Origin of the sequence: Streptomyces sp. NPDC049970 (assembly GCF_040660235.1) — a bacterium.
Lineage (GTDB): Bacteria > Actinomycetota > Actinomycetes > Streptomycetales > Streptomycetaceae > Streptomyces.
Map to the genome: position 1 here is coordinate 22,101 of NZ_JBFALP010000023.1, position 19,096 is coordinate 41,196.

A 19,096-nucleotide genomic window follows, 5' to 3' on the forward strand; every position below is an offset into this window, starting at 1 on the left:
TCCTTGATCGTGACGACGGGTACAGCGGTGCGCAGCGAAGACTTCTCCACCCTCACGGACGGCACGCCGGTCCGGCGCTGGACCCTGGAACGCGGCGGCACCCGGGTGCGTGTGCTGACGTACGGCGCCGTGGTCCAGTCGGTGGAGGTGCCCGGGAGGGACGGCGCACGGGCCCAGGTGGCCCTGGGACTGCCGGACGCCAGGAGCTACGAGGCGTGCCCCGGACCGTACTTCGGCGCCCTGGTCGGCCGTTACGCGAACCGGATCGCGGGCGGCGCCTTCGAACTCGACGGACGCGCGCACCGGGTGACGCGGAACGAGGGCCGCAACCAGGTGCACGGCGGCGCACGCGGCTTCGACAAGCGTGTCTGGGACGCCGACGAGGTGCCGGACGGTGTGCGGCTCTCCCTGGTCGCCGAGGACGGCGAGGAGGGCTTCCCCGGCCGGCTCGCGGTCACGGTGGCGTACACCCTGGACGAGGACGGCGCCCTGCGGATCGGCTACCGGGCGACGACGGACGCGCCGACCGTGCTGAACCTGACGAACCACACCTACTGGAACCTGGCCGGGGCGGGCAGCGGCAGCGCGCTCGGGCAGCGACTGCGGCTCGCGGCCGCGCGGATCACGCCGACGGACGCGGAGTCGATCCCGACCGGAGAGCTGGCGCCGGTGGACGGCACCCGCTTCGACTTCCGCGAGCCGAAGCCGGTGGGCCCTGGGTACGACACGAACTACGTCCTGGAGGAGACCGGCGGGGAGCCGGTCGCCGAGCTCCACGACGCCGCGTCCGGGCGGCTGCTGACCGTCCGCACGACGGAGCCCGGGCTGCAGCTGTACACCGCCGACCACTTCGACGGTGACCCGTTCGGGCCGTGTGCCGGGATCGCGCTGGAGACGCAGCACTTCCCCGACTCGCCGAACCGGCCGGAGTTCCCGAGCACGGTACTGCGGCCGGGCGGGGAGTTCGTCTCCACGACGGTGTACGGCTTCTCGGTGCGCTGACGTCACCGGGAGGGGGCCGCCGGCTCCCCCGGCGTCTCAGGCCTTGCGCAGGGAGTGCGGAGCCGGGACCGGCGACGGCTCCGGGCCGTTCCCGGGGGTCGCCGTGAGTTCGCGGACCATCAGCGTCGCCCCGGCGACGGCGCCCGGCATCAGGAACACGGCGACGAGCGGGACGAGGAACGCGAGCACGAGCGGGACCCCGAAGCCGAGGACCATTGTGCGGCGCCCGCGCAGCAGGACGAGCCGGTCCTTGAGGACCATGCCCCGGCGCTGGAGGGCGACGGCGGTGAGCTCCTCGGCCAGGAAGTAGCCGGAGACGCAGAATCCGAGGGCGGGGATCACCGTCTGCCCGATGACGGGTACGAAGCCGAGGGCGAAGAGGAGCACCCCGTACACCGCGACGCGCACCAGGATACGGACGGAGTCGCGGGCGGAGATCCAGAGTTCGCGCCAGAGCGGCAGGCCCGACTCGGGCACCTCACCGCCCTCGCTGCGGTCGACCTCCTCGGAGAGCGACTCGTAGAACGGCTGGCCCACCAGGAGGGTGACCGCGGTGAACGTGATCACCGCGAGGAACAGTCCGAGGACGAAGACGAGGACGACAAGGGTTCCGCGCAGGAGCGACTGCCAGGGCGAGGACCAGTCGTCGGCGAACGGGGTGACCCAGCCCGCGAGGTCGTCGGCGCCGTATCCGAGTCCGACCAGCGCGCCGGCGTAGAGGACGAGGGTGACCAGGGCCGGCAGGAGGCCGAACCCGAACCACCGGCCGTGCCCGAAGGCCCAGCGCTGCCCTTTTATCAAGTAGCCGAAGCCCGCCCCGAGATCGCTCATGGCGTCAGCGTACTTGCGCGAACCATTGACACCGCCCCTGGCCCGTCATTACGGTCACGCCAGCATTTCGAACGAGGGCCGAAATACCGAACACCAGGAGAGGCAACACCCGTGCGCATCACCGGAATCAGCACGCATGTCGTCGGCACACCTTGGCGCAACCTCACCTACGTCCAGGTGCACACCGACGAGGGCCTGACCGGGGTCGGTGAGACCCGGATGCTGGGCCGCACCGACGCGCTGCTCGGCTATCTGCGGGAGGCGTCGGCCAACCACATCGCCGGCTCGGACCCGTTCGCGATCGAGGACCTGGTGCGCCGGATGAAGTACGGCGACTACGGGCGGGCCGGGGAGATCGTGATGTCCGGCATCGCGGTGGTCGAGATGGCCTGCTGGGACATCAAGGGCAAGGCGCTCGGCGTCCCGGTCTGGCAACTGCTCGGCGGGAAGGTGACCGACCGGGTCAAGGCGTACGCCAACGGCTGGTACACCACGGAGCGCACCCCGGAGGCGTACCACAAGGCCGCGCAGGGGGTCGTCGAGCGCGGATACCGGGCGCTGAAGATCGACCCCTTCGGAACGGGCCACTTCGAGCTGGGCCAGGAGGAGACCCGTTACGCGGTGTCCCTCATCGAGGCCGTGCGGGACGCCATCGGCCCCGACACCGAGCTGATGCTGGAGATGCACGGGCGGTTCAGCCCGTCGACGGCGGTACGGATCGCACGCGAGATGGCGCCCTTCGAGCCGGCCTGGCTGGAGGAGCCGGTGCCGCCGGAGAACCTCAAGGCGCTCGCCAAGGTCGCGGAGAAGGTGGACCTGCCGATCGCGACCGGTGAGCGCATCCACGACCGGATCGAGTTCCGCGAGCTCTTCGAGTCACAGGCCGCCGACATCATCCAGCCCGACGTCGGCCACATCGGCGGCATCCTGGAGACCCGCAAGCTCGCGGCGACCGCGGAGACCCACTACACGCTGATCGCCCCGCACAACGTGGGCGGCTCGGTGCTGACCGCGGCGAGTCTCCAGGTCGCCGGCTGCACCCCCAACTTCAAGATCCTGGAACACTTCAACGACTTCGCGGACGCGGACATCAAGAAGGTCGTCAAGGGCGCCCCGGCCGTCGACCCCGCCACCGGCTGCTTCGAGCTCTCCGACGCACCCGGGCTCGGTGTGGAGCTGGACGTGGACGCGGCGGCCGAGTTCCCGCAGCAGCAGGCGCGATTCGACCTGTGGGCGGACGGCTGGGAGAAGAGGCAGCCCAAGTGACCTCGCCATCGCGCTCGTTGACCATCGAGAGGCCCGGCACCCACACGCTGACCGAGGGACCGGTCCCGCAGCCGGGCCCCGGTGAGGTCCGGGTGCGCGTCGCCGCGGCCGGGATCTGCATGAGCGACCGCGAGGTCTACGACGGCCACCGCGACCCGGCCTATGTGCGCTACCCCGTGGTGCCGGGCCACGAGTGGTCCGGGACGGTGGAAGCGGTGGGCGAGGGCGTCGACCCCGAGCTGACCGGACGGCGCACGGTCGCCGAGGGCTTCCGGGCGTGCGGGCGCTGCGAGCGGTGCAGGTACGGGGAGACCTCCCTGTGCACGGCGGGCTACGACGAGACGGGCTTCACCCGGCCCGGCGCGTTCGCCGACCACGTGGTGGTCCCGGCGCGGCTGCTGCACCCGCTGGCCGACGACGCGGACCTGCGGGCGGCCGCCCTGCTGGAGCCGGCCGCGGTGGTCGCGGCAGCGGTACGGGCCGGGGCGCCCGAGCCGGGTGAGCGGATCGCCGTGCTGGGCGCCGGCACGCTCGGGCTGCTCGCGGTCCAGCTGCTGGCGGCGGTGTCGCCCGCGGAGCTCGTCGTGATCGACCCGCGGGAGGGGCGGGCCGCCCGGGCCCTGGACTTCGGCGCGGACGAGGCACGGGTCCCCGAGGAGGCGAAGGAGCTCCGGGGCCGCTACGACCTGGTCGTGGAGACGGCCGGAGCTCCGTCCACCGCGGCGGACGCGTGCCTGCTGGCGCGGCGCGGCGGACGGGTGGTGCTGACCGGGATGTTCACGCCGGGTGCCGTGGGGATCGACCCGGTGCACCTGTCGCTGAGCCAGCTCACCGTGCGCAGCGTCTTCGGCGCTTCCTCGGCGGCCTGGTCCCACGCGGTGCGGGCGTTCACGGCGGGGCTGCTCGATCCGGCCCCGCTGATCACCCACGAGTTCCCGCTGGAGCGGTTCGCCGAAGCGGTGGCACTGGTGGGGTCCGGTGATCCGGACACCGGGAAGGTGCTGCTGCGGCCGTGACCGCGCCGCCCTGATCCGCAGGGCGCCCGACCGCCTCCGCGCCGGCGCCCACCCAGAGATCCGAACCTCGTCCGAGATACCGAACGCGAAGGACCTGCCGTGACTGACGCCCCTGCCCCTACCCCCGGTGAGGCCGGCCCCCGCCGCCCCGGCGGCGCCGCGCTCACCGCGCTGGGCCTCGGCCCGGCGCCGCTCTCCCCGGCCGACGCCTCCGCGCACTCCTTCCCCGACGGCGGGAGCTGGCGCACCGAGGTGCCGTCCGTGGAGGGCCCCGAGGCCCTCGGCGTCGTACTGAAGGAGTCCGCCAGGCTCGACGTCCCCGTCCACCGCATCAGCCAGGGCAGCGGGATCTGGATGCTGACCGACGCGGAGATCACCGAGATGGTGGAGGGCTGCGCCGAACGGGACATCGAGCTCTGCCTGTTCACGGGGCCGCGTGGCACCTGGGACACCGGCGCCTCGGTCCGCACCGACTCCGGCGGCGCCGGGCTGCGCTCCCGCGGCCACGACGCCCTGGCCGGCTGCGTCGAGGACGCCCTGCGCGCGACCGGGCTGGGGGTCAAGTGCCTGCTCGTCGCCGACGAGGGGGTGCTGTGGACGCTGCACCGGCTCCGCGGGCAGGGCGCCCTGCCCGCGGACACCACCTTCAAGGTGTCGGCGCTCATCGGGCCGGTGAACCCGGCGTCGTACGCCGTGTTCGAGCAGCTCGGCGCCGACTCGATCAACATCCCCTCCGACCTGACGCTCGCCCAGCTCACCGAGATACGCCGCGCCTCCCGGGCCCCGATGGACCTCTACATCGAGGCCCCGGACGACCTCGGCGGCTACGTCCGGATGTACGAGGTCGCCGAACTGATCCGGCGCGGTGCGCCGTTGTACCTCAAGTTCGGCCTCTCCAGGGCGTCAGGGATCTATCCGTACGGCCAACACCTCCGGGAGTTGGCCCTGTCCACCGCCAAGGAGCGGGTGCGGCGCGGCCGGCTCGCGCTGGACCTGCTCGCGCGGCACGGGGCGGACGGTGGCATGGCTTCGCTCGGCAGCCGGCTGCCGGGCCCGCTGAACCGCTTCGAGATCTCGTCATAACGTTCCGGAAACCTTCTCCCCAAAAGAAGACACAGCCGCGCACAATCCCACACACCTGTTCGGCCCGATCCGCCATCGGGATCCGGCGCCACCGGACCGAGCCCTGACCCACAACAAGGATGATGACCATGCGCAACCGCAGAGCCGCACTCGCCGCCGTCGCCTCCGCCGCATCCCTCGCCCTCACCCTGACCGCCTGCGGCCAGAGCGGCGAGGGTGGCAGCGAGGAGAAGAAGGGTGGCTCCGAAGACGCCACCATCGGCATCGCGATGCCGACCAAGTCCTCCGAGCGCTGGATATCCGACGGCGCCAACGTCGTGAAGGAACTGAAGACCAAGGGCTACAAGACCAAGCTCGCCTACGGCGAGGACGACCCGGACCAGCAGGTCTCGCAGATCGAGAACATGATCACGCAGGGCGTGGACGCCCTGATCATCGCCGCGATCGACAACAAGTCCCTCGACAACGTGCTGCAGCAGGCCAAGGACGCCGACATCCCGGTGATCTCCTACGACCGGCTGATCCTCGGCACGGAGAACGTCGACTACTACGCCTCGTTCGACAACGAGAAGGTCGGCGAGCTCCAGGGCACGTACATCGTGGACAAGCTCGGCCTGGAGGACGGCAAGAAGGGCCCCTTCAGCATCGAGCTGTTCGCGGGTTCCAACGACGACAACAACACCAAGTACTTCTTCCAGGGCGCCATGAACGTCCTCAAGCCGTACGTGGACAAGGGCGACCTGGTCGTCAGGTCCAAGCAGACCGCCCTCAACCAGGTCACCACCCTGCGCTGGGACGGCGGTACCGCCCAGAAGCGCATGGACGACCTGCTGACGTCCAGCTACCGCAGCGCCAGGGTCGACGCCGTGCTGTCGCCGTACGACGGCATCTCCATCGGCATCCTCTCCGCCCTGAAGTCGGACGGCTACGGCTCCGGGGCCAAGCCGATGCCGGTCGTGACCGGCCAGGACGCCGAGCTCGCGTCCGTGAAGTCGATCATCGCGGGTGAGCAGACGCAGACCGTCTACAAGGACCTGCGCAAGCTCGCCAAGGTCGCGTCGAACATGGTCGAGGCCGCCCTGAACGACAAGAAGCCCGAGGTCAACGACACCAAGTCCTACGACAACGGTGTCAAGGTCGTCCCCGCCTTCCTGCTGCAGCCGGTCAGCGTCGACAAGGCCAACTACGAGAAGGCCCTCATAGACGACGGCTACTACACCGCGAACGACCTCAAGTAACCGGGCTCCCACAAGGATTGGAAGGCAAGACCATGGCGGGACCCGTCCTGGAAATGCGCTCGATCGTCAAAACCTTCCCCGGCGTCAAAGCGCTCTCGGACGTCACACTGACCGTCCGTCAGGGCGAGGTCCACGCCATCTGCGGAGAGAACGGCGCCGGCAAGTCGACCCTGATGAAGGTGCTCTCGGGTGTCCACCCGCACGGCAGTTACGAAGGGGACGTCCTCTTCGAGGAAAGGACCTGCCGGTTCAAGGACATCAGGGCCAGCGAACAGCAGGGCATCGTGATCATCCACCAGGAGCTGGCGCTGGTGCCGTACCTCTCCATCGCGGAGAACATCTTCCTCGGCAACGAGCACGCCAGGCGCGGACTGATCAACTGGAACGACACCCTCAGGCACGCGGGCGAACTGCTGCGCAGGGTCGGTCTCGACGAGCACCCGGAGACCCGCGTCGCCGACATCGGCGTGGGGAAGCAGCAACTGGTCGAGATCGCCAAGGCGCTGTCGAAGAAGGTGAAGCTGCTCATCCTCGACGAGCCCACGGCGGCGCTCAACGACGAGGACAGCGGCAAACTCCTCGACCTGATCCGCTCACTCAGGGACCAGGGCATGACCTCGATCATCATCTCGCACAAGCTGAACGAGATCCGCCGGGTCGCCGACTCGGTCACGATCATCCGCGACGGGCGCTCCATCGAGACGCTCGACGTGAAGGCGGCGGAGACGACCGAGGACCGGATCATCAGCGGGATGGTCGGCCGCGACCTGGAGAACCGCTTCCCGGAGCGGACACCGCACCAGCCGGAGGAGGGCACCGCGCCCGCCCTGGAGATCCGCAACTGGACCGTGCACCACCCCATCGACCAGCAGCGCAAGGTCGTCGACGACGTATCGATCGAGGTGCGGCGCGGTGAGATCGTCGGTATCGCCGGGCTCATGGGCGCCGGCCGCACCGAGCTGGCGATGAGCGTCTTCGGCCGCTCCTACGGCCGGTACGCGGGCGGCACCGTGCTTCGGGACGGCACCGAGATACGTACCAGGTCCGTCCCGGAGGCGGTCGGACACGGCATCGCGTACGCCACCGAGGACCGCAAGCACTACGGCCTCAACCTCATCGACACCATCAACCGGAACATCTCGCTGACCGCGCTGGGCAAGGTCGCCAGGCGCGGTGTGGTCGACGAGCACGGGGAGCGGCAGGTCGCCGAGGGCTTCCGCAAGTCCATGAACATCAAGGCGCCGACCGTCTTCGAGCCGGTGGGCAAGCTGTCGGGCGGCAACCAGCAGAAGGTCGTCCTCAGCAAGTGGATCTTCGCCGGTCCCGAGGTGCTGATCCTCGACGAGCCCACGCGCGGCATCGACGTGGGCGCCAAGTACGAGATCTACACGGTCATCGACCGGCTGGCCGCCCAGGGCAAGGCGGTCGTCTTCATATCCTCCGAACTGCCGGAGCTGCTCGGCATGTGCGACCGCATCTACACGATGGCCGCGGGACGGCTGACGGGTGAGTTCTCGCGGGCCGAGGCCTCGCAGGAAGCGCTGATGCGTCAGATGACGAAGGACAAAGAGGTAACCCGATGAGCACGGACGTGACCGCCAAGACCTCGGCCCCCGCGCCGCCCGGCAAAGGCGGGTCGGCCGCCGGGGAGAGCCTGCTGCAGCTGATGCTCGGCGGAATGCGCCGCAACATGCGCCAGTACGGCATGCTGATGGCCCTGGGCCTCATCGTGGTGCTGTTCGCGGTGTGGTCGGGCGGTGACCTGCTGCTGCCGCGCAACGTCTCCAACCTGGTGCTGCAGAACAGCTACATCCTGATCCTCGCGATCGGGATGATGCTCGTCATCATCGCCGGCCACATCGACCTCTCGGTCGGCTCGCTGACCGCGTTCATCGGCGCGATGGCAGCCGTGCTGATGGTGGAGCACCATCTCGCCTGGCCGCTCGCGGTGGTGCTGTGCCTGGCCATCGGCGCCGTGGCGGGCTCGGTGCAGGGGTTCTTCATCGCCTACCTCGGCATACCGTCGTTCATCGTGACCCTCGCGGGCATGCTGCTCTTCCGGGGGCTGACGGAGATCTTCCTGAAGGGCCAGACCCTCGGCCCCTTCCCGAAGGACCTTCAGAAGATCGCCAACGGCTTCCTGCCCGAGGTCGGCCCGAACACCAACTACCACAACCTCACCCTGCTGCTGGGCTTCGCCCTGATCGTCTTCGTGGTCCTCCAGGAGGTCCGTGACCGCAAGCGGCAGCAGGAGTTCGCCCTGGACGTGCCGCCGGTCAAACTGTTCGCGCTGAAGCTGGTCGCACTGGTCTCGGCCGTCCTGGTCGTCACGCTGCTGCTCGCCAGCTACAAGGGCGCCCCGGTGGTACTGCTCATCCTCGGCGTGCTGGTCGTCGGGTTCGGCTACCTGATGCGCAACGCGATCATCGGCCGCCACATCTACGCCATCGGCGGCAACCTGCCCGCGGCCAAGCTGTCGGGCGTGAAGGACAGGAAGGTCACTTTCCTCGTCTTCCTGAACATGGGCATGCTCGCGGCCCTGGCGGGCCTGGTCTTCGCGGCCCGCTTCAACGCCGCCTCGCCGAAGGCGGGCCTCAACTTCGAACTGGAGGCCATCGCCGCCTCGTTCATCGGCGGCGCGTCGATGAGCGGCGGCGTCGGCACGGTCCTCGGTGCGATCATCGGCGGTCTGGTCCTGGGCGTGCTGAACAACGGCATGAACCTCGTCGGCATCGGCACCGACTACCAGCAGGTCATCAAGGGGTTCGTCCTGCTGGCGGCGGTCGGCTTCGACGTCTGGAACAAGCGCAAGGGCGGCTCGTGACAGCTCGCCCCACGGGCTGAGCGGTTCACTTGCGCGGACACGGCCGAGGGCCGCACCCCTGTGACGGGATGCGGCCCTCGGACGCGTACTACCGGGCTTCCGGGCTTCCGGGCTTCCGGGCTTCCGGGTCAGCCGACGGACAGCTCGACCTTGATGTTCCCGCGGGTGGCGTTCGAGTACGGGCACACCTGGTGCGCCTTCTCGACGAGCGCCTGGGCGGTGGCCTTGTCGACGTTCGGGATGGAGGCGCTGATCGCCACCTCCAGGCCGAAGCCGCCCGCCTCCGTCTTGCCGATGGAGACCGAAGCGGTCACCGTCGAGCCGGAGATGTCGGCCTTCTCGCTGCGGGCGACCACTCCGAGCGCACCCTGGAAGCAGGCGCTGTAGCCGGCCGCGAAGAGCTGTTCGGGGTTGGTGCCCGCGCCGCTGCCGCCCATCGCCTTCGGCGGGTTGACGACGACGTCGAGGTTGCCGTCGTCGGAGGAGACACGGCCGTCACGGCCGTTCTCCGCGGTGGCGACGGCGGTGTAGGCCACGTCGATGTGCTGGATGGTCATACCGGTGATTCCTCCTGCTGATACGCCGCGGCTCGCGCCCACGACCGCGACGGCCTGTGCCGAGCCTAACGGGTGGGGGTTCGGGACCCGTCAGGCGTCCAGCGAAACGATCATCTTCCCGGTGTTCTCGCCGCGCAGCAGACCGACGAACGCGTCGTAGGCGTTCTCGATGCCCTGGACCTTCGTCTCGTTGTACTTGAGCTCACCGGAGGCGAGCCAGCCGGCCACCTCCTGGACGAACTGCGGCTGGAGCGCGGCGTGGTCGCCCACCAGCACGCCCTGCAGGCGGAGCCGCTTGCCGATGACGAGGGCCAGGTTGCGCGGGCCCGGGGTGGGTTCCGTGGCGTTGTACTGCGCGATCATCCCGCAGATGGTGGCGCGGCCGTGCACGTTGAGCGCGGAGATCGCCGCCTCCAGGTGCTCACCGCCGACGTTGTCGAAGTAGACGTCGATGCCGTCGGGCGCGGCCTCGGCGAGCTGCTCCCTGACGGGACCGTTCTTGTAGTTGAAGGCCGCGTCGAAGCCGTACTCCTCGACGAGGAGCTTGACCTTCTCGTCGGAACCGGCCGAACCGATGACCCGGGACGCGCCCTTGAGCTTCGCCATCTGGCCGACCTGGCTGCCGACCGCGCCGGCCGCGCCGGAGACGAAGACCGCGTCGCCCTCCTTGAAGGAGGCGACCTCGAACAGGCCGGCGTAGGCGGTGAGCCCCGTCATGCCGAGCACACCGAGGTAGGCGGAGAGGGGGGCGAGCGAGGCGTCGACCTTGACCGCGTGCTTGGCGGGGACGTCGGCGTACTCGCGCCAGCCGAGACCGTGCAGGACGTGGTCGCCGACGGCGAAGCCCTCGGCGTTCGAGGCGATGACCTCGCCGACCGCGCCGCCCTCCATGGGGTGGTCGAGCTTGAAGGGCGGGGTGTACGACTTCACGTCGTTCATCCGGCCCCGCATGTAGGGGTCGACCGAGAAGTGGAGGTTGCGGACGAGGACGCGGCCCTCACCGGGCGCGGTCACCGGCGCCTCGCGCAGCGCGAAGTCCTTGGCCTCGGGCCAGCCGTGCGGGCGGGCGACGAGGTGCCATTCGCGGCTGGTCGTGGGAAGTGCTGCAGACATGGGCTCGGGTTCTCCTCGAAGTCGTACGGTGCGGGAAGCCGAAAAGCTTCAGGACGTGAAACAACCATGCGTCGACATATTTCATCTTGTCAAGTAATTCGGTAGGCTGGCCGTCATGGCCACCTCGCGCACGGACCCACTCACCCTCGACGTCATCGAGCTCATCGGCGGCGTCGTGGCGCGCTACCACGAGGAGTACGACCGGGCCGCGGCCGCCCACACCCTCACCGGCGCGCAGGCGCGGGTGCTCGGGCTGCTCTCGCTGGAGGCCATGCCCATGCGCAAGGTCGCCCTCAAGCTGAAGTGCGAACCGTCCAACATCACCGGCATAGTCGACCGGCTGGAGCTCCGCGGCCTGGTGGAGCGCCGCCCGGACCCGGCCGACCGGCGGGTGAAGCTCGCCGCCCCGACCGAGGAGGGCATCCGGACCGCGCGTCAGCTGCGGGACGCCCTGGACTTCGCCCGGGAGCCGCTCGCCGAGCTGTCGGAGGCGGAGCGGACGGTGCTGCGCGACCTGCTGCGCAGGATGCTCGGCGAGCAGGCGGCCTGAGGCGTCACAGGCCTCAGACGCACCACCACAGCCACGGGGTGCACGTCGCGGAGGGGGACGGAGCGGGCTCCGGATCACCGCTGGGCTCCGGCTGCGTCGGCTCCGCGGGCGGCTCCGTGGAACCCGACGGCTCCGCGGGCGCCACGGTTCCGCCAGGATCGGCGGGCCCGTCCGGTTCGGCGGACGAGGACGACGGCCGGGGGTCACCTGGGGCGTCGGCCGACACGGACGCCCGGGGCACCCCGGGCGCCGTCGAGCCGGAGGGTCCGTCCGTGGCCCCGGCGGAGTGGGAGTCGGTCACCCGTACGACGGTGGGCGTGTCCACAGGTCCGGGCTCGTCGTCCGCCTCGCCCGCCGAGGCGGAGGGAGGAGGTTCGGCCGCGGTGGTGGCCTCGCTCACGTAGTCGGAGGCGCCGCTGTCGCCTCCGGGCTCGATGGCCAGCTCCGCCAGGCTCAGCGCGCCCACGGCCAGCACCACGCCCGTGGCCGTCAGCAGCAGTGTGCGGCCACGCCTGCGGTGCCCGCGGCGCCCTCGGCGCCGCGAGGCGGTCTCCCGGGCGCGTCTGCGGTGTCCTGAGACGCCTGCGGTCCCGGCGGCCGCGTCTTCGGGACCGGCGTCATGGGCGGGGTACTCAGGGGCGGCGTAGGGGACCAGCGCGTCGGCGGGGGTCCCGCAACCGGCGCAGGCCAGAGCCCCGTTGAGGTGCCGTCGGCACGGGTGGCAGTAATCCATGGCGCCCGCAGACTAGACGCGCGGAGAACGGCACCGGAAGCCGCGCAGGTGAGGATCCTGTGTGGAATCACAGACTCCGGGGCGCTCCGTCCGATACGCGGGACACGCGGGAGGATGGGTCCCATGACCGCTCCCGCCCCGTTCGGGCCGCTCCAGTTCCAGCTCGTCCTGCTGCGCCGGATGGCCGACCACCAGCCGGACCTGGTCGAGGACGCACGTATCGAACTGGGGGCCTCCCTCGCGGAGATGCGGGAGGCGAACCGCCGCTGGCAGGCCATGCTGCGCGCCCCGCGCGGCCGGGGCGCGCTGCGCCGCTACCGCACGGTGCTGGGCGCACCCGAGACGTCCGTACGCCGCACGGTCGGCGACCTGGAGTGCGACGCGCTGCTGTGGCCGCTGCCGCTCTGGCCGGACCTGCGGTTCGAGGTGATGGCGGGACCCGGCGGGGCCGTGTGGAACGAGTGGCTGGTCCGCGCACCCGGCGCCACCGGCCCCGAGCCGGGCGGCGCCGGGGACCTGGCCCCGTGGTCCTGCACCGTGGACGAGGTGGCCAGGGCCTTCGCCCCGGCGCGGCCGATGGAGGGCAGCGCACCGACCCGCTGGGCACTGGCCTTCACCGACCCGACCGACGGACGGCCCTGGGTCGCCGAGTTCACCTGGGGGCTGTTCCAGCGCCTGCTTCCCGGCCACGCCTGACATCTGTCGCGCCGTCAGCTCCGGGTCCCCCCTACGGCTCACCCAGCGCGCGCCGCACCGGCCTCGGCGCGACGATGCCAGGAGGGCCGGCTGCCGCCGGTGCCGCCGCCAGCGCTCTCGGGAGACCCTGCCGTGACCGTCAGTCTCGATCAGTTGCGCCGTTGCCATGTCGCCGTCGATCTCGGGGCCGCGAGGACCCGTGTGTACATCAAGGGAGTGGGGCTCGTCGTGGACGAGCCCAGTGTCGCCGCCGTGAACACACGCACCGGCTCGCTCATCGCCGTCGGCGCGCTCGCCGAGCAGATGACCGGCCGTACACCCGCGTACATCCGGGTGGCCCGCCCGGTGTCCGGCGGCACCGTCGTCGACATCGACATGGCCCAGCGCATGCTGCGCCACCTCCTCGGCGAGAAGCTCCGGCGCCAGCTGCGCCACAAGCCCAGGCTGCGGGCTGCCGCGTGCACCCCGCACGACGCCGACCCGCTGGCCCAGCGGGCGACCGTCGAGACCCTCGTGGGACTCGGGGCGCGGCGGGTCGAGCTGGTCGACACCCTGATCGCGGCGGCCATCGGCTGCGGGCTGCCGGTCGAGCAGCCGACCGCCACCATGATCATGATGTGCGGGGCCGCGTCCACCCAGATCGCGGTGCTCTCGCTCGGCTCGATCGTCACGGCCGTACGCATCCCCATCGGCGGCGAGGCCATCGACCACGCGGTGATCCAGCACCTGCGCCAGCACCACGAGCTGATGCTGGCCAGCCAGTCCGTGCGCCCCCTGCAGCTGGCGCTCCGGGGCAACGGCCTCACGCTCAGCGGACCCTCGATGACGGAGATCCACGGCCGGGACGTGGCCACGGGTCTGGCCCGTTCGGTGCAGGTCGACACCGCCGCCGTACGCCAGGCGATCCACACCCCGCTCACCGCCGTGCTCGACGGACTCGGCAAGGTGCTGCGCGACTGCCCGCCCGACCTTGTGGCCGACATCGCGGACTCCGGGATCATGATGGTCGGCGGCAGCGCCCTGCTGCCCGGCCTCGACCAGATGCTGCGCGAGGCCACGGGCGTGCCCGTGCACATCGCCGAGCGGCCGGACGTGTGCTCGGTGCTCGGGCTCGGCGCGATGCTCGACGGATCGGTCCAGCCGCTGGTCCTCGCCCCGATCGCGGGCTGAGGGCCGCAGGCTCGCCGGTGACCGGGACAGGGCTCGACCTGCGGACCACCCTCCAGCACATCGTGGACACCGCCACGGCGCTGGCCGGTGCGCGGCACGGCGCGCTGGCCCTCCTCGCCCCGGAGGACCGCCGCGTCACCGACCTGTTCACCACCGGCATGACCGACGCCGAGCGGCTGGGCGCGGGCCCGCTCCTCGACGGCCGGTCCGGGGCCCTGGGGGTCCTGGTCGACGACGCGCAGGCGGTGCGGCTCGACGACCTGCCGGCCGGTACCGCCTCCGAGGACACGGCGTCCCCGCTGCTGAGGACGCGTTCCTTCCTCGGTGCCCCTGTCCGGGTGGGTTCGGAGGTGCTCGGCAGTCTGTGCCTCACCGCGGACGAGCCGGGGCGCTTCACCGACACCGATCTGGCGCTGCTGAGGCTCCTCGCCTCCCAGGCCGCCGCGGCGATCGGCGGTGCCCATCTCTCGGAGGCGGCACGGCAGCGCGAGCGCTGGATCGAGGGGGCCGCCGCCGTCACCCGGGCGCTGCTGACCGGCGCCGGCCCGACCGACGCCCTGACGACCGTGGCCGAGCGGGCCCGGGTACTCGCCGGCGCTGCGGCCGGGGTGATCCTGCAGCCGACCGGTGACGGCGGGATGGAGATCGTCGCGGCCTCCACCCTCGACGATCCCGCGGGGCTCGTCGGCACGGCCATCGAGCCGGGCTCCCCCGTCCTCGTGCAGCTGCTGAGCGGCGAGGAGGTCTTCATCGACGACTCGTCGACGGACCCCCGGATGACGACCCCGGTACGCTCCCGGTTCGGCCCCAGCATGATGCTGCCTCTGGAGAGCGGCGGGCGGCTCATCGGCACGCTGGCCCTGCCCCGGCGGCGGGGCGGACTTCCGTACACGGCCATGGACCGGCTGCTGGCCTCGCAGTTCGCCTCCCAGGCCGCGCTGGCCCTGGTGATGGCCGACGCGCAGCACTACCGGGAGCAGCTCGCGGTGTACGAGGACCGCGACCGTATCGCCCGTGACCTGCACGACCTCGTCGTACAGCGGCTGTTCGCGACGGAGATGATGCTGGAGTCGACCCGCCGCAAGGACGTGTCGGGCGACGCGGAGACCGCCGAACTGCTCGCCAGGGCCGTCGACGAACTCGACTCCACGATCCAGGAGGTCAGGACCGCGATCTTCGCCCTCCAGCAGCCGCCCGCCGAGGCTCCCGCCACTTTCCGCGGACGGGTGCTGCGGGAGACGGGGGGCGCCGCGGCCGTCCTTGGCTTCCAGCCGTCGGTGCACTTCGTCGGCGCGGTCGACACCCTGATCGGGAAGCCGGTGGCGGGCAGGCTGCTCGACGTACTGCGCGGGGCGCTGGCCACCGCGCACCGGCGGGCGGGTGTCTCGGCCATCGAGGTGGAGGTGGACGCGACGGCGAAGGAGGCCGACGGGCGGGCCGCGGTGCGGCTGGTGGTCGCGGACGACGGACGCGCCGAGGACGGCGCGCGGTCGCCGACAGTCATCTGGCAGGTGCCGCTCTGAGCGCGATGCGGGTGTTGGAGTGGGCGACGCCCGCGTCCTTCTTCAGCCGGCGCAGCAGACTGTCCAGGGAGCCGGGGTCGGCGGCCGTGGCCCGCACGAGGTAGTCGTGGCCGCCCGTCACGTGCACCACCTCGGTGATGCCGGGCAGTGTGAGCACCGCGCGCTCGAACTCCTCGTTCGAGGTGTCGAGGCGCAGTGACACGTCGATGAAGACGACGAGGCCCGAGCGGGTGTCGGCGGCCGGGTCGACGATGACCGTGAATCCGCGGATCACCCCGTCGCGGCGCATGCGACGCACACGGTCGCCCGCCGCGTTGGCGCTGAGCCCGACGCGTACACCCAGATCGCGGTACGAGATCCGGGCGTCCTCCTGGAGGATTCCGAGGATCTCTCTGTCCAACCGGTCCATACCGGCGATTGTGGCAGCCCCGGACCCGAAGCGGCGGTCGAGCGGCGTCCGGTGGGGGTGCCCGGGCCCCTTCCGCCTAGGGGCGTCTGTGGTGCGGGGGCCTTACCCGGATGGCCCAGTCCGCCGCGCCCCGCCCTGCGGTAAGGCGCCGGGCAGAGGTTCCCGTCGTCCCGACACCGACGATCGTCCCGGTCCTCGTGCTCACGCGTCGCGACGGCTGAAGTGGCGGGCTCCAGGGAGGGTCAGGCAGGGACGCCCTAGGCTGCACCGGGTGACCTCTCTACTGCCCGCGCTGAGCGGAGCGTCCCGTCGGCCGGACTCCCCCGAAGCCGTCCGGTTCGGCGAACACGTCCTGACCTACGCCCGGTTGGACGAGGCCTCGGCCTCACTGGCCGCCCGGATCTCCGGTTCCGGAAGGGTCGCGGTCTGGGCCACGGCGACCCCGGAGACCGTGGTCGCCGTCGTGGCGGCCCTGCGGGCCGGGGTGCCCGCCGTACCCCTCAACCCGAGGACGGGCGAGCGGGAGCTCGCGCACATCGTCGCCGACAGCGCGCCCCGGTGCGTACTGGCCGGGGCGGACGACGAACTGCCGCCCGCGCTCGGCGGCACGGAGCGGCTGGATGTCGACACGGCCGCCCTTGCCCCGGAGCAGGCGCTTCCCGAGCCCGCCGCGGACTCCCCCGCCCTGGTCGTCTACACCTCGGGCACGACCGGCGCGCCCAAGGGGGCGGTCCTGCCGCGCCGGGCGATCGCCGCGTCGCTGGACGCGCTGGAGGACGCCTGGCAGTGGACGGGCGAGGACGTCCTGGTCCATGCCCTGCCGCTCTTCCACGTGCACGGTCTGATCCTCGGCGTGCTCGGCCCGCTGCGCCGGGGCGGTTCCGTGCGCCACCTGGGCAGGTTCTCCGCCGAGGGTGTGGCGCGGGAGCTGCTCTCCGGCGGCACGATGCTGTTCGGCGTGCCCACGATGTACCACCGGCTGGCGGGCGCGCTGGAGGAACCGGAGGGTTCCGGAGCCCTCCGGAAGGCACTCGCGGGGGCCAGGCTGCTGGTCTCCGGATCGGCGGCGCTCCCGGTCCACGACCACGAACGGATCGCGTCCGCCACCGGGCGGCGGGTCGTCGAGCGGTACGGAATGACGGAGACCCTGATGAACACGGGCGTGCGGGCGGACGGCGCACCGCGCGCCGGCACGGTCGGTCCGCCGCTCCCCGGCGTGGAGCTCCGGCTCGTCGAGGAGGACGGGAGCGTGATCGGGGACACCGCCTCCATCGGTGAGATCCAGGTGCGCGGCCCGAACCTGTTCACCGGATACCTGAACCGGCCGGACGCCACGGCGGCGGCCTTCACGGACGACGGCTTCTTCCGTACCGGTGACATGGCCACGGTTGATTCGGACGGGTACGTGAGGATCGTCGGGCGCAAGGCCACCGATCTGATCAAGAGCGGTGGCTACAAGATCGGGGCGGGCGAGATCGAGAACGCGCTGCTGGAGCACCCCGGTGTGCGGGAGGCGGCGGTCACCGGTGAGCCGGACGCGGACCTCGGCGAGCGGATCGTCGCCTGGGTGGTGCCTGCGGATCCCGGATCGGTGCCTGGCGAGAGGGAGTTGGCTGACCATGTGGCGGGTCTGCTGGCCCCGCACAAGCGGCCGCGCACGGTGCGCTACCTGGACGCGCTGCCCCGCAACGAGCTCGGCAAGATCATGAAGAGGTCGCTCGGTGTCTGACGGCCGCGGCGGCGTCCGCATGTCGGCGCGGGAGGCCGTCGCCTCCGTCACCGGGAGCTTCACGGAGCACCGCCCGGCCGTGCGCCCGGCGGCCCCGGACGGGCCTCTCGACTGGACGGGCTACGCCGAGTCCAGGGCACGTGCCTCCGCGAGGACCGGCGAGGAGGAGTCCGTCCTGTACGGGACCGCCTGGATCGGCGACCGCGAATGCGTCCTGGTCTCCTTCGAGTTCGGCTTCCTGGGCGGCTCGCTGGGCGGGCGGACCGGGGACCGGCTGGAGGCCGCCTACGCACTGGCACGTGAACGGCGGCTGCCTCTCGTCTCGCTCGTCGCGACCGGGGGCAGCCGGATGCAGGAGGGCATGATCGCGCTGATACAGCTCCAGCGGGTCGCCCGTGCCTCCACCCTGCTCAGGGCCGCGGGGCTGCCGCAGATCGCGGTGGTGCGGGACCCGACGACCGGGGGTGGCTGGGCCACCGTCGGAGCGGGCGCCGACGTGGTGCTGGCGCTGCCGGGCGCGCAGATCGGCTTCGCGGGGTCCCGGGTGCGCCCGGCCGACGCGGACCCGTACGCGTACACCGCGGAGGGGCAGCTGGCTGCGGGCCAGGTCGACGCCGTCGTCCCGCCGGACGAACTGCCCGGGACGCTGAACCGCTGGCTGACCGCGCTGACGGTGACGGGCCGGACCGAGGCCGCCGCCGTCCCGCGCGCGCTGTCGGCCACGGGGCTCCCGGCGACCGGCTGGGACGCGGTGGAGCAGGCCCGCTCCGCGGCGCGCCCGCGGGCCGAGGCCTATCTGGACGCCTACTTCGAGTACCGGCTGCCGCTGAACGGCGACCGCTGCGGCGGCACCGACGCGGGGCTGCTCGCCGGGGTCGGGCTGCACGACGGGCGGCCCGTGGCGTACGTCGCCCAGTGCGGCACGGCGACCCGTCCGGCCGGCTACCGCACGGCGGCCCGGGTCGTCCGGCTCGCGGACCGGCTCGGCCTGCCCGTGCTGACGCTGGTGGACACGCCGGGCGCGGCGAACGACGCCGAAGCCGAACGGGCGGGCGCGGGTGCGGCCATCGCCGACGCCTTCGCGGCGGTCGCCGCCGCCGGGGTGCCCGTGACCACGCTCGTCATCGGCGAGGGCGGCTCGGGCGGTGCGCTGGCCCTGGCGGCCCCCGGCAACACCCATGTCACCTCGGACAGCTACTTCTCTGTGATCGCGCCGGAACTGGCGGCGGCCATCCTGAAGCGCGGCCCCGACGAGGTGCGGTCCACCGCCGACCAGCTCGGGCTGCGCCCGCAGGACCTGGTGGACCTGGGGATCGCCCGCTCGGTGGTCGGCCCGGCCGCCGCCTGATCCACGCG

General features: G+C 71.7%; 18 protein-coding genes. 13 read left to right on the forward strand and 5 right to left on the reverse strand.

Annotation, left to right across the window (positions count from 1 at the left end):
* Positions 1–3 precede the first annotated feature (3 nt).
* Positions 4–1,002: an aldose epimerase family protein gene (locus AB0I83_RS28350; RefSeq protein ID WP_356533541.1), complete on the forward strand. Its 999-nt coding sequence runs from the start codon at positions 4–6 to the stop codon at positions 1,000–1,002.
* 36 nt (positions 1,003–1,038) lie between these two features.
* On the opposite strand, the gene AB0I83_RS28355 is transcribed toward AB0I83_RS28350, so the two are convergent.
* Complete coding sequence (locus tag AB0I83_RS28355; RefSeq protein ID WP_363306654.1) at positions 1,039–1,833, reverse strand: EI24 domain-containing protein; 795 nt, start codon at positions 1,831–1,833, stop codon at positions 1,039–1,041.
* 111 nt (positions 1,834–1,944) lie between these two features.
* Here AB0I83_RS28355 and AB0I83_RS28360 point away from each other — a divergent pair, with 111 nt between their 5' ends.
* The 6 genes from AB0I83_RS28360 to mmsB all read left to right on the forward strand — a co-directional run bounded on the left by AB0I83_RS28360 (position 1,945) and on the right by mmsB (position 9,260).
* Complete coding sequence (locus tag AB0I83_RS28360) at positions 1,945–3,099, forward strand: mandelate racemase/muconate lactonizing enzyme family protein (protein WP_356533538.1); 1,155 nt, start codon at positions 1,945–1,947, stop codon at positions 3,097–3,099.
* Positions 3,096–4,115: an alcohol dehydrogenase catalytic domain-containing protein gene (locus AB0I83_RS28365; RefSeq protein WP_363306655.1), complete on the forward strand. Its 1,020-nt coding sequence runs from the start codon at positions 3,096–3,098 to the stop codon at positions 4,113–4,115. The genes AB0I83_RS28360 and AB0I83_RS28365 overlap by 4 nt, the downstream gene beginning before the upstream one ends.
* Positions 4,116–4,214: 99 nt before the next feature.
* Positions 4,215–5,198 carry a hypothetical protein gene (locus AB0I83_RS28370; RefSeq protein ID WP_363306656.1) on the forward strand — a complete coding sequence of 328 codons (984 nt, stop codon included), beginning with the start codon at positions 4,215–4,217 and terminating at the stop codon, positions 5,196–5,198.
* Positions 5,199–5,326: 128 nt separating this feature from the next.
* A complete protein-coding gene (chvE, locus tag AB0I83_RS28375) occupies positions 5,327–6,436 on the forward strand; it encodes a multiple monosaccharide ABC transporter substrate-binding protein (protein ID WP_363306657.1) in 1,110 nt (369 codons plus the stop codon).
* Positions 6,437–6,468: 32 nt separating this feature from the next.
* The gene (gene mmsA / locus AB0I83_RS28380) at positions 6,469–8,019 is read left to right on the forward strand and encodes a multiple monosaccharide ABC transporter ATP-binding protein (protein WP_363306658.1); all 1,551 of its coding nucleotides are present in this window, start codon (positions 6,469–6,471) and stop codon (positions 8,017–8,019) included.
* Complete coding sequence (gene mmsB / locus AB0I83_RS28385; protein WP_363306659.1) at positions 8,016–9,260, forward strand: multiple monosaccharide ABC transporter permease; 1,245 nt, start codon at positions 8,016–8,018, stop codon at positions 9,258–9,260. Before mmsA ends, mmsB begins: the two co-directional genes overlap by 4 nt.
* 128 nt (positions 9,261–9,388) lie before the next feature.
* Here the strand turns inward: mmsB and AB0I83_RS28390 are convergent, their stop codons facing one another.
* A complete protein-coding gene (locus AB0I83_RS28390; RefSeq protein WP_356533527.1) occupies positions 9,389–9,817 on the reverse strand; it encodes an organic hydroperoxide resistance protein in 429 nt (142 codons plus the stop codon).
* A 90-nt stretch (positions 9,818–9,907) separates the two neighbouring features.
* The gene (locus tag AB0I83_RS28395; protein WP_356533525.1) at positions 9,908–10,930 is read right to left on the reverse strand and encodes an NADP-dependent oxidoreductase; all 1,023 of its coding nucleotides are present in this window, start codon (positions 10,928–10,930) and stop codon (positions 9,908–9,910) included.
* A 115-nt stretch (positions 10,931–11,045) separates the two neighbouring features.
* Between AB0I83_RS28395 and AB0I83_RS28400 the strand changes: the two genes are divergently transcribed.
* Positions 11,046–11,480: a MarR family transcriptional regulator gene (locus tag AB0I83_RS28400; protein ID WP_356533523.1), complete on the forward strand. Its 435-nt coding sequence runs from the start codon at positions 11,046–11,048 to the stop codon at positions 11,478–11,480.
* Between the two features lie 13 nt (positions 11,481–11,493).
* Here the strand turns inward: AB0I83_RS28400 and AB0I83_RS28405 are convergent, their stop codons facing one another.
* On the reverse strand, positions 11,494–12,213 hold the full coding sequence (locus AB0I83_RS28405) for a hypothetical protein (RefSeq protein ID WP_363306660.1): 720 nt from the start codon (positions 12,211–12,213) through the stop codon (positions 11,494–11,496).
* A 123-nt stretch (positions 12,214–12,336) separates the two neighbouring features.
* Here AB0I83_RS28405 and AB0I83_RS28410 point away from each other — a divergent pair, with 123 nt between their 5' ends.
* The 3 genes from AB0I83_RS28410 to AB0I83_RS28420 all read left to right on the forward strand — a co-directional run bounded on the left by AB0I83_RS28410 (position 12,337) and on the right by AB0I83_RS28420 (position 15,602).
* Entirely contained in the window at positions 12,337–12,909 is a 573-nt protein-coding gene (locus AB0I83_RS28410; RefSeq protein ID WP_363306661.1) for a hypothetical protein, read from the forward strand.
* A 132-nt stretch (positions 12,910–13,041) separates the two neighbouring features.
* Positions 13,042–14,079: a rod shape-determining protein gene (locus AB0I83_RS28415; RefSeq protein ID WP_363306662.1), complete on the forward strand. Its 1,038-nt coding sequence runs from the start codon at positions 13,042–13,044 to the stop codon at positions 14,077–14,079.
* 17 nt (positions 14,080–14,096) lie between these two features.
* Positions 14,097–15,602 carry a GAF domain-containing protein gene (locus tag AB0I83_RS28420; RefSeq protein ID WP_363306663.1) on the forward strand — a complete coding sequence of 502 codons (1,506 nt, stop codon included), beginning with the start codon at positions 14,097–14,099 and terminating at the stop codon, positions 15,600–15,602.
* Here AB0I83_RS28420 and AB0I83_RS28425 read toward each other — a convergent pair.
* Positions 15,580–16,011, reverse strand: coding sequence for an Lrp/AsnC family transcriptional regulator (locus AB0I83_RS28425; protein WP_356533514.1), 432 nt, complete (start codon positions 16,009–16,011; stop codon positions 15,580–15,582). The two genes, AB0I83_RS28420 and AB0I83_RS28425, sit on opposite strands and share 23 nt — an antisense overlap.
* 271 nt (positions 16,012–16,282) lie before the next feature.
* Between AB0I83_RS28425 and AB0I83_RS28430 the strand changes: the two genes are divergently transcribed.
* Both AB0I83_RS28430 and AB0I83_RS28435 read left to right on the forward strand, forming a co-directional pair.
* Complete coding sequence (locus AB0I83_RS28430) at positions 16,283–17,740, forward strand: acyl-CoA synthetase (protein WP_363306664.1); 1,458 nt, start codon at positions 16,283–16,285, stop codon at positions 17,738–17,740.
* Positions 17,741–17,759: 19 nt separating this feature from the next.
* A complete protein-coding gene (locus AB0I83_RS28435; protein ID WP_363306713.1) occupies positions 17,760–19,088 on the forward strand; it encodes a carboxyl transferase domain-containing protein in 1,329 nt (442 codons plus the stop codon).
* The last annotated feature ends 8 nt before the right edge of the window (positions 19,089–19,096 follow it).

Bases quoted from the DNA above. Each gene is read 5' to 3' on its own strand.
- AB0I83_RS28355 (WP_363306654.1), bottom strand. From the start codon at position 1,833: ATGAGCGATCTCGGGGCGGGCTTCGGCTACTTGATAAAAGGGCAGCGC.
- mmsA (WP_363306658.1), top strand. From the start codon at position 6,469: ATGGCGGGACCCGTCCTGGAAATGCGCTCGATCGTCAAAACCTTCCCC.
- AB0I83_RS28400 (WP_356533523.1), top strand. From the start codon at position 11,046: ATGGCCACCTCGCGCACGGACCCACTCACCCTCGACGTCATCGAGCTC.
- chvE (WP_363306657.1), top strand. From the start codon at position 5,327: ATGCGCAACCGCAGAGCCGCACTCGCCGCCGTCGCCTCCGCCGCATCC.
- mmsB (WP_363306659.1), top strand. From the start codon at position 8,016: ATGAGCACGGACGTGACCGCCAAGACCTCGGCCCCCGCGCCGCCCGGC.
- AB0I83_RS28435 (WP_363306713.1), top strand. From the start codon at position 17,760: ATGTCGGCGCGGGAGGCCGTCGCCTCCGTCACCGGGAGCTTCACGGAG.
- AB0I83_RS28390 (WP_356533527.1), bottom strand. From the start codon at position 9,817: ATGACCATCCAGCACATCGACGTGGCCTACACCGCCGTCGCCACCGCG.
- AB0I83_RS28425 (WP_356533514.1), bottom strand. From the start codon at position 16,011: ATGGACCGGTTGGACAGAGAGATCCTCGGAATCCTCCAGGAGGACGCC.
- AB0I83_RS28405 (WP_363306660.1), bottom strand. From the start codon at position 12,213: ATGGATTACTGCCACCCGTGCCGACGGCACCTCAACGGGGCTCTGGCC.
- AB0I83_RS28410 (WP_363306661.1), top strand. From the start codon at position 12,337: ATGACCGCTCCCGCCCCGTTCGGGCCGCTCCAGTTCCAGCTCGTCCTG.
- AB0I83_RS28395 (WP_356533525.1), bottom strand. From the start codon at position 10,930: ATGTCTGCAGCACTTCCCACGACCAGCCGCGAATGGCACCTCGTCGCC.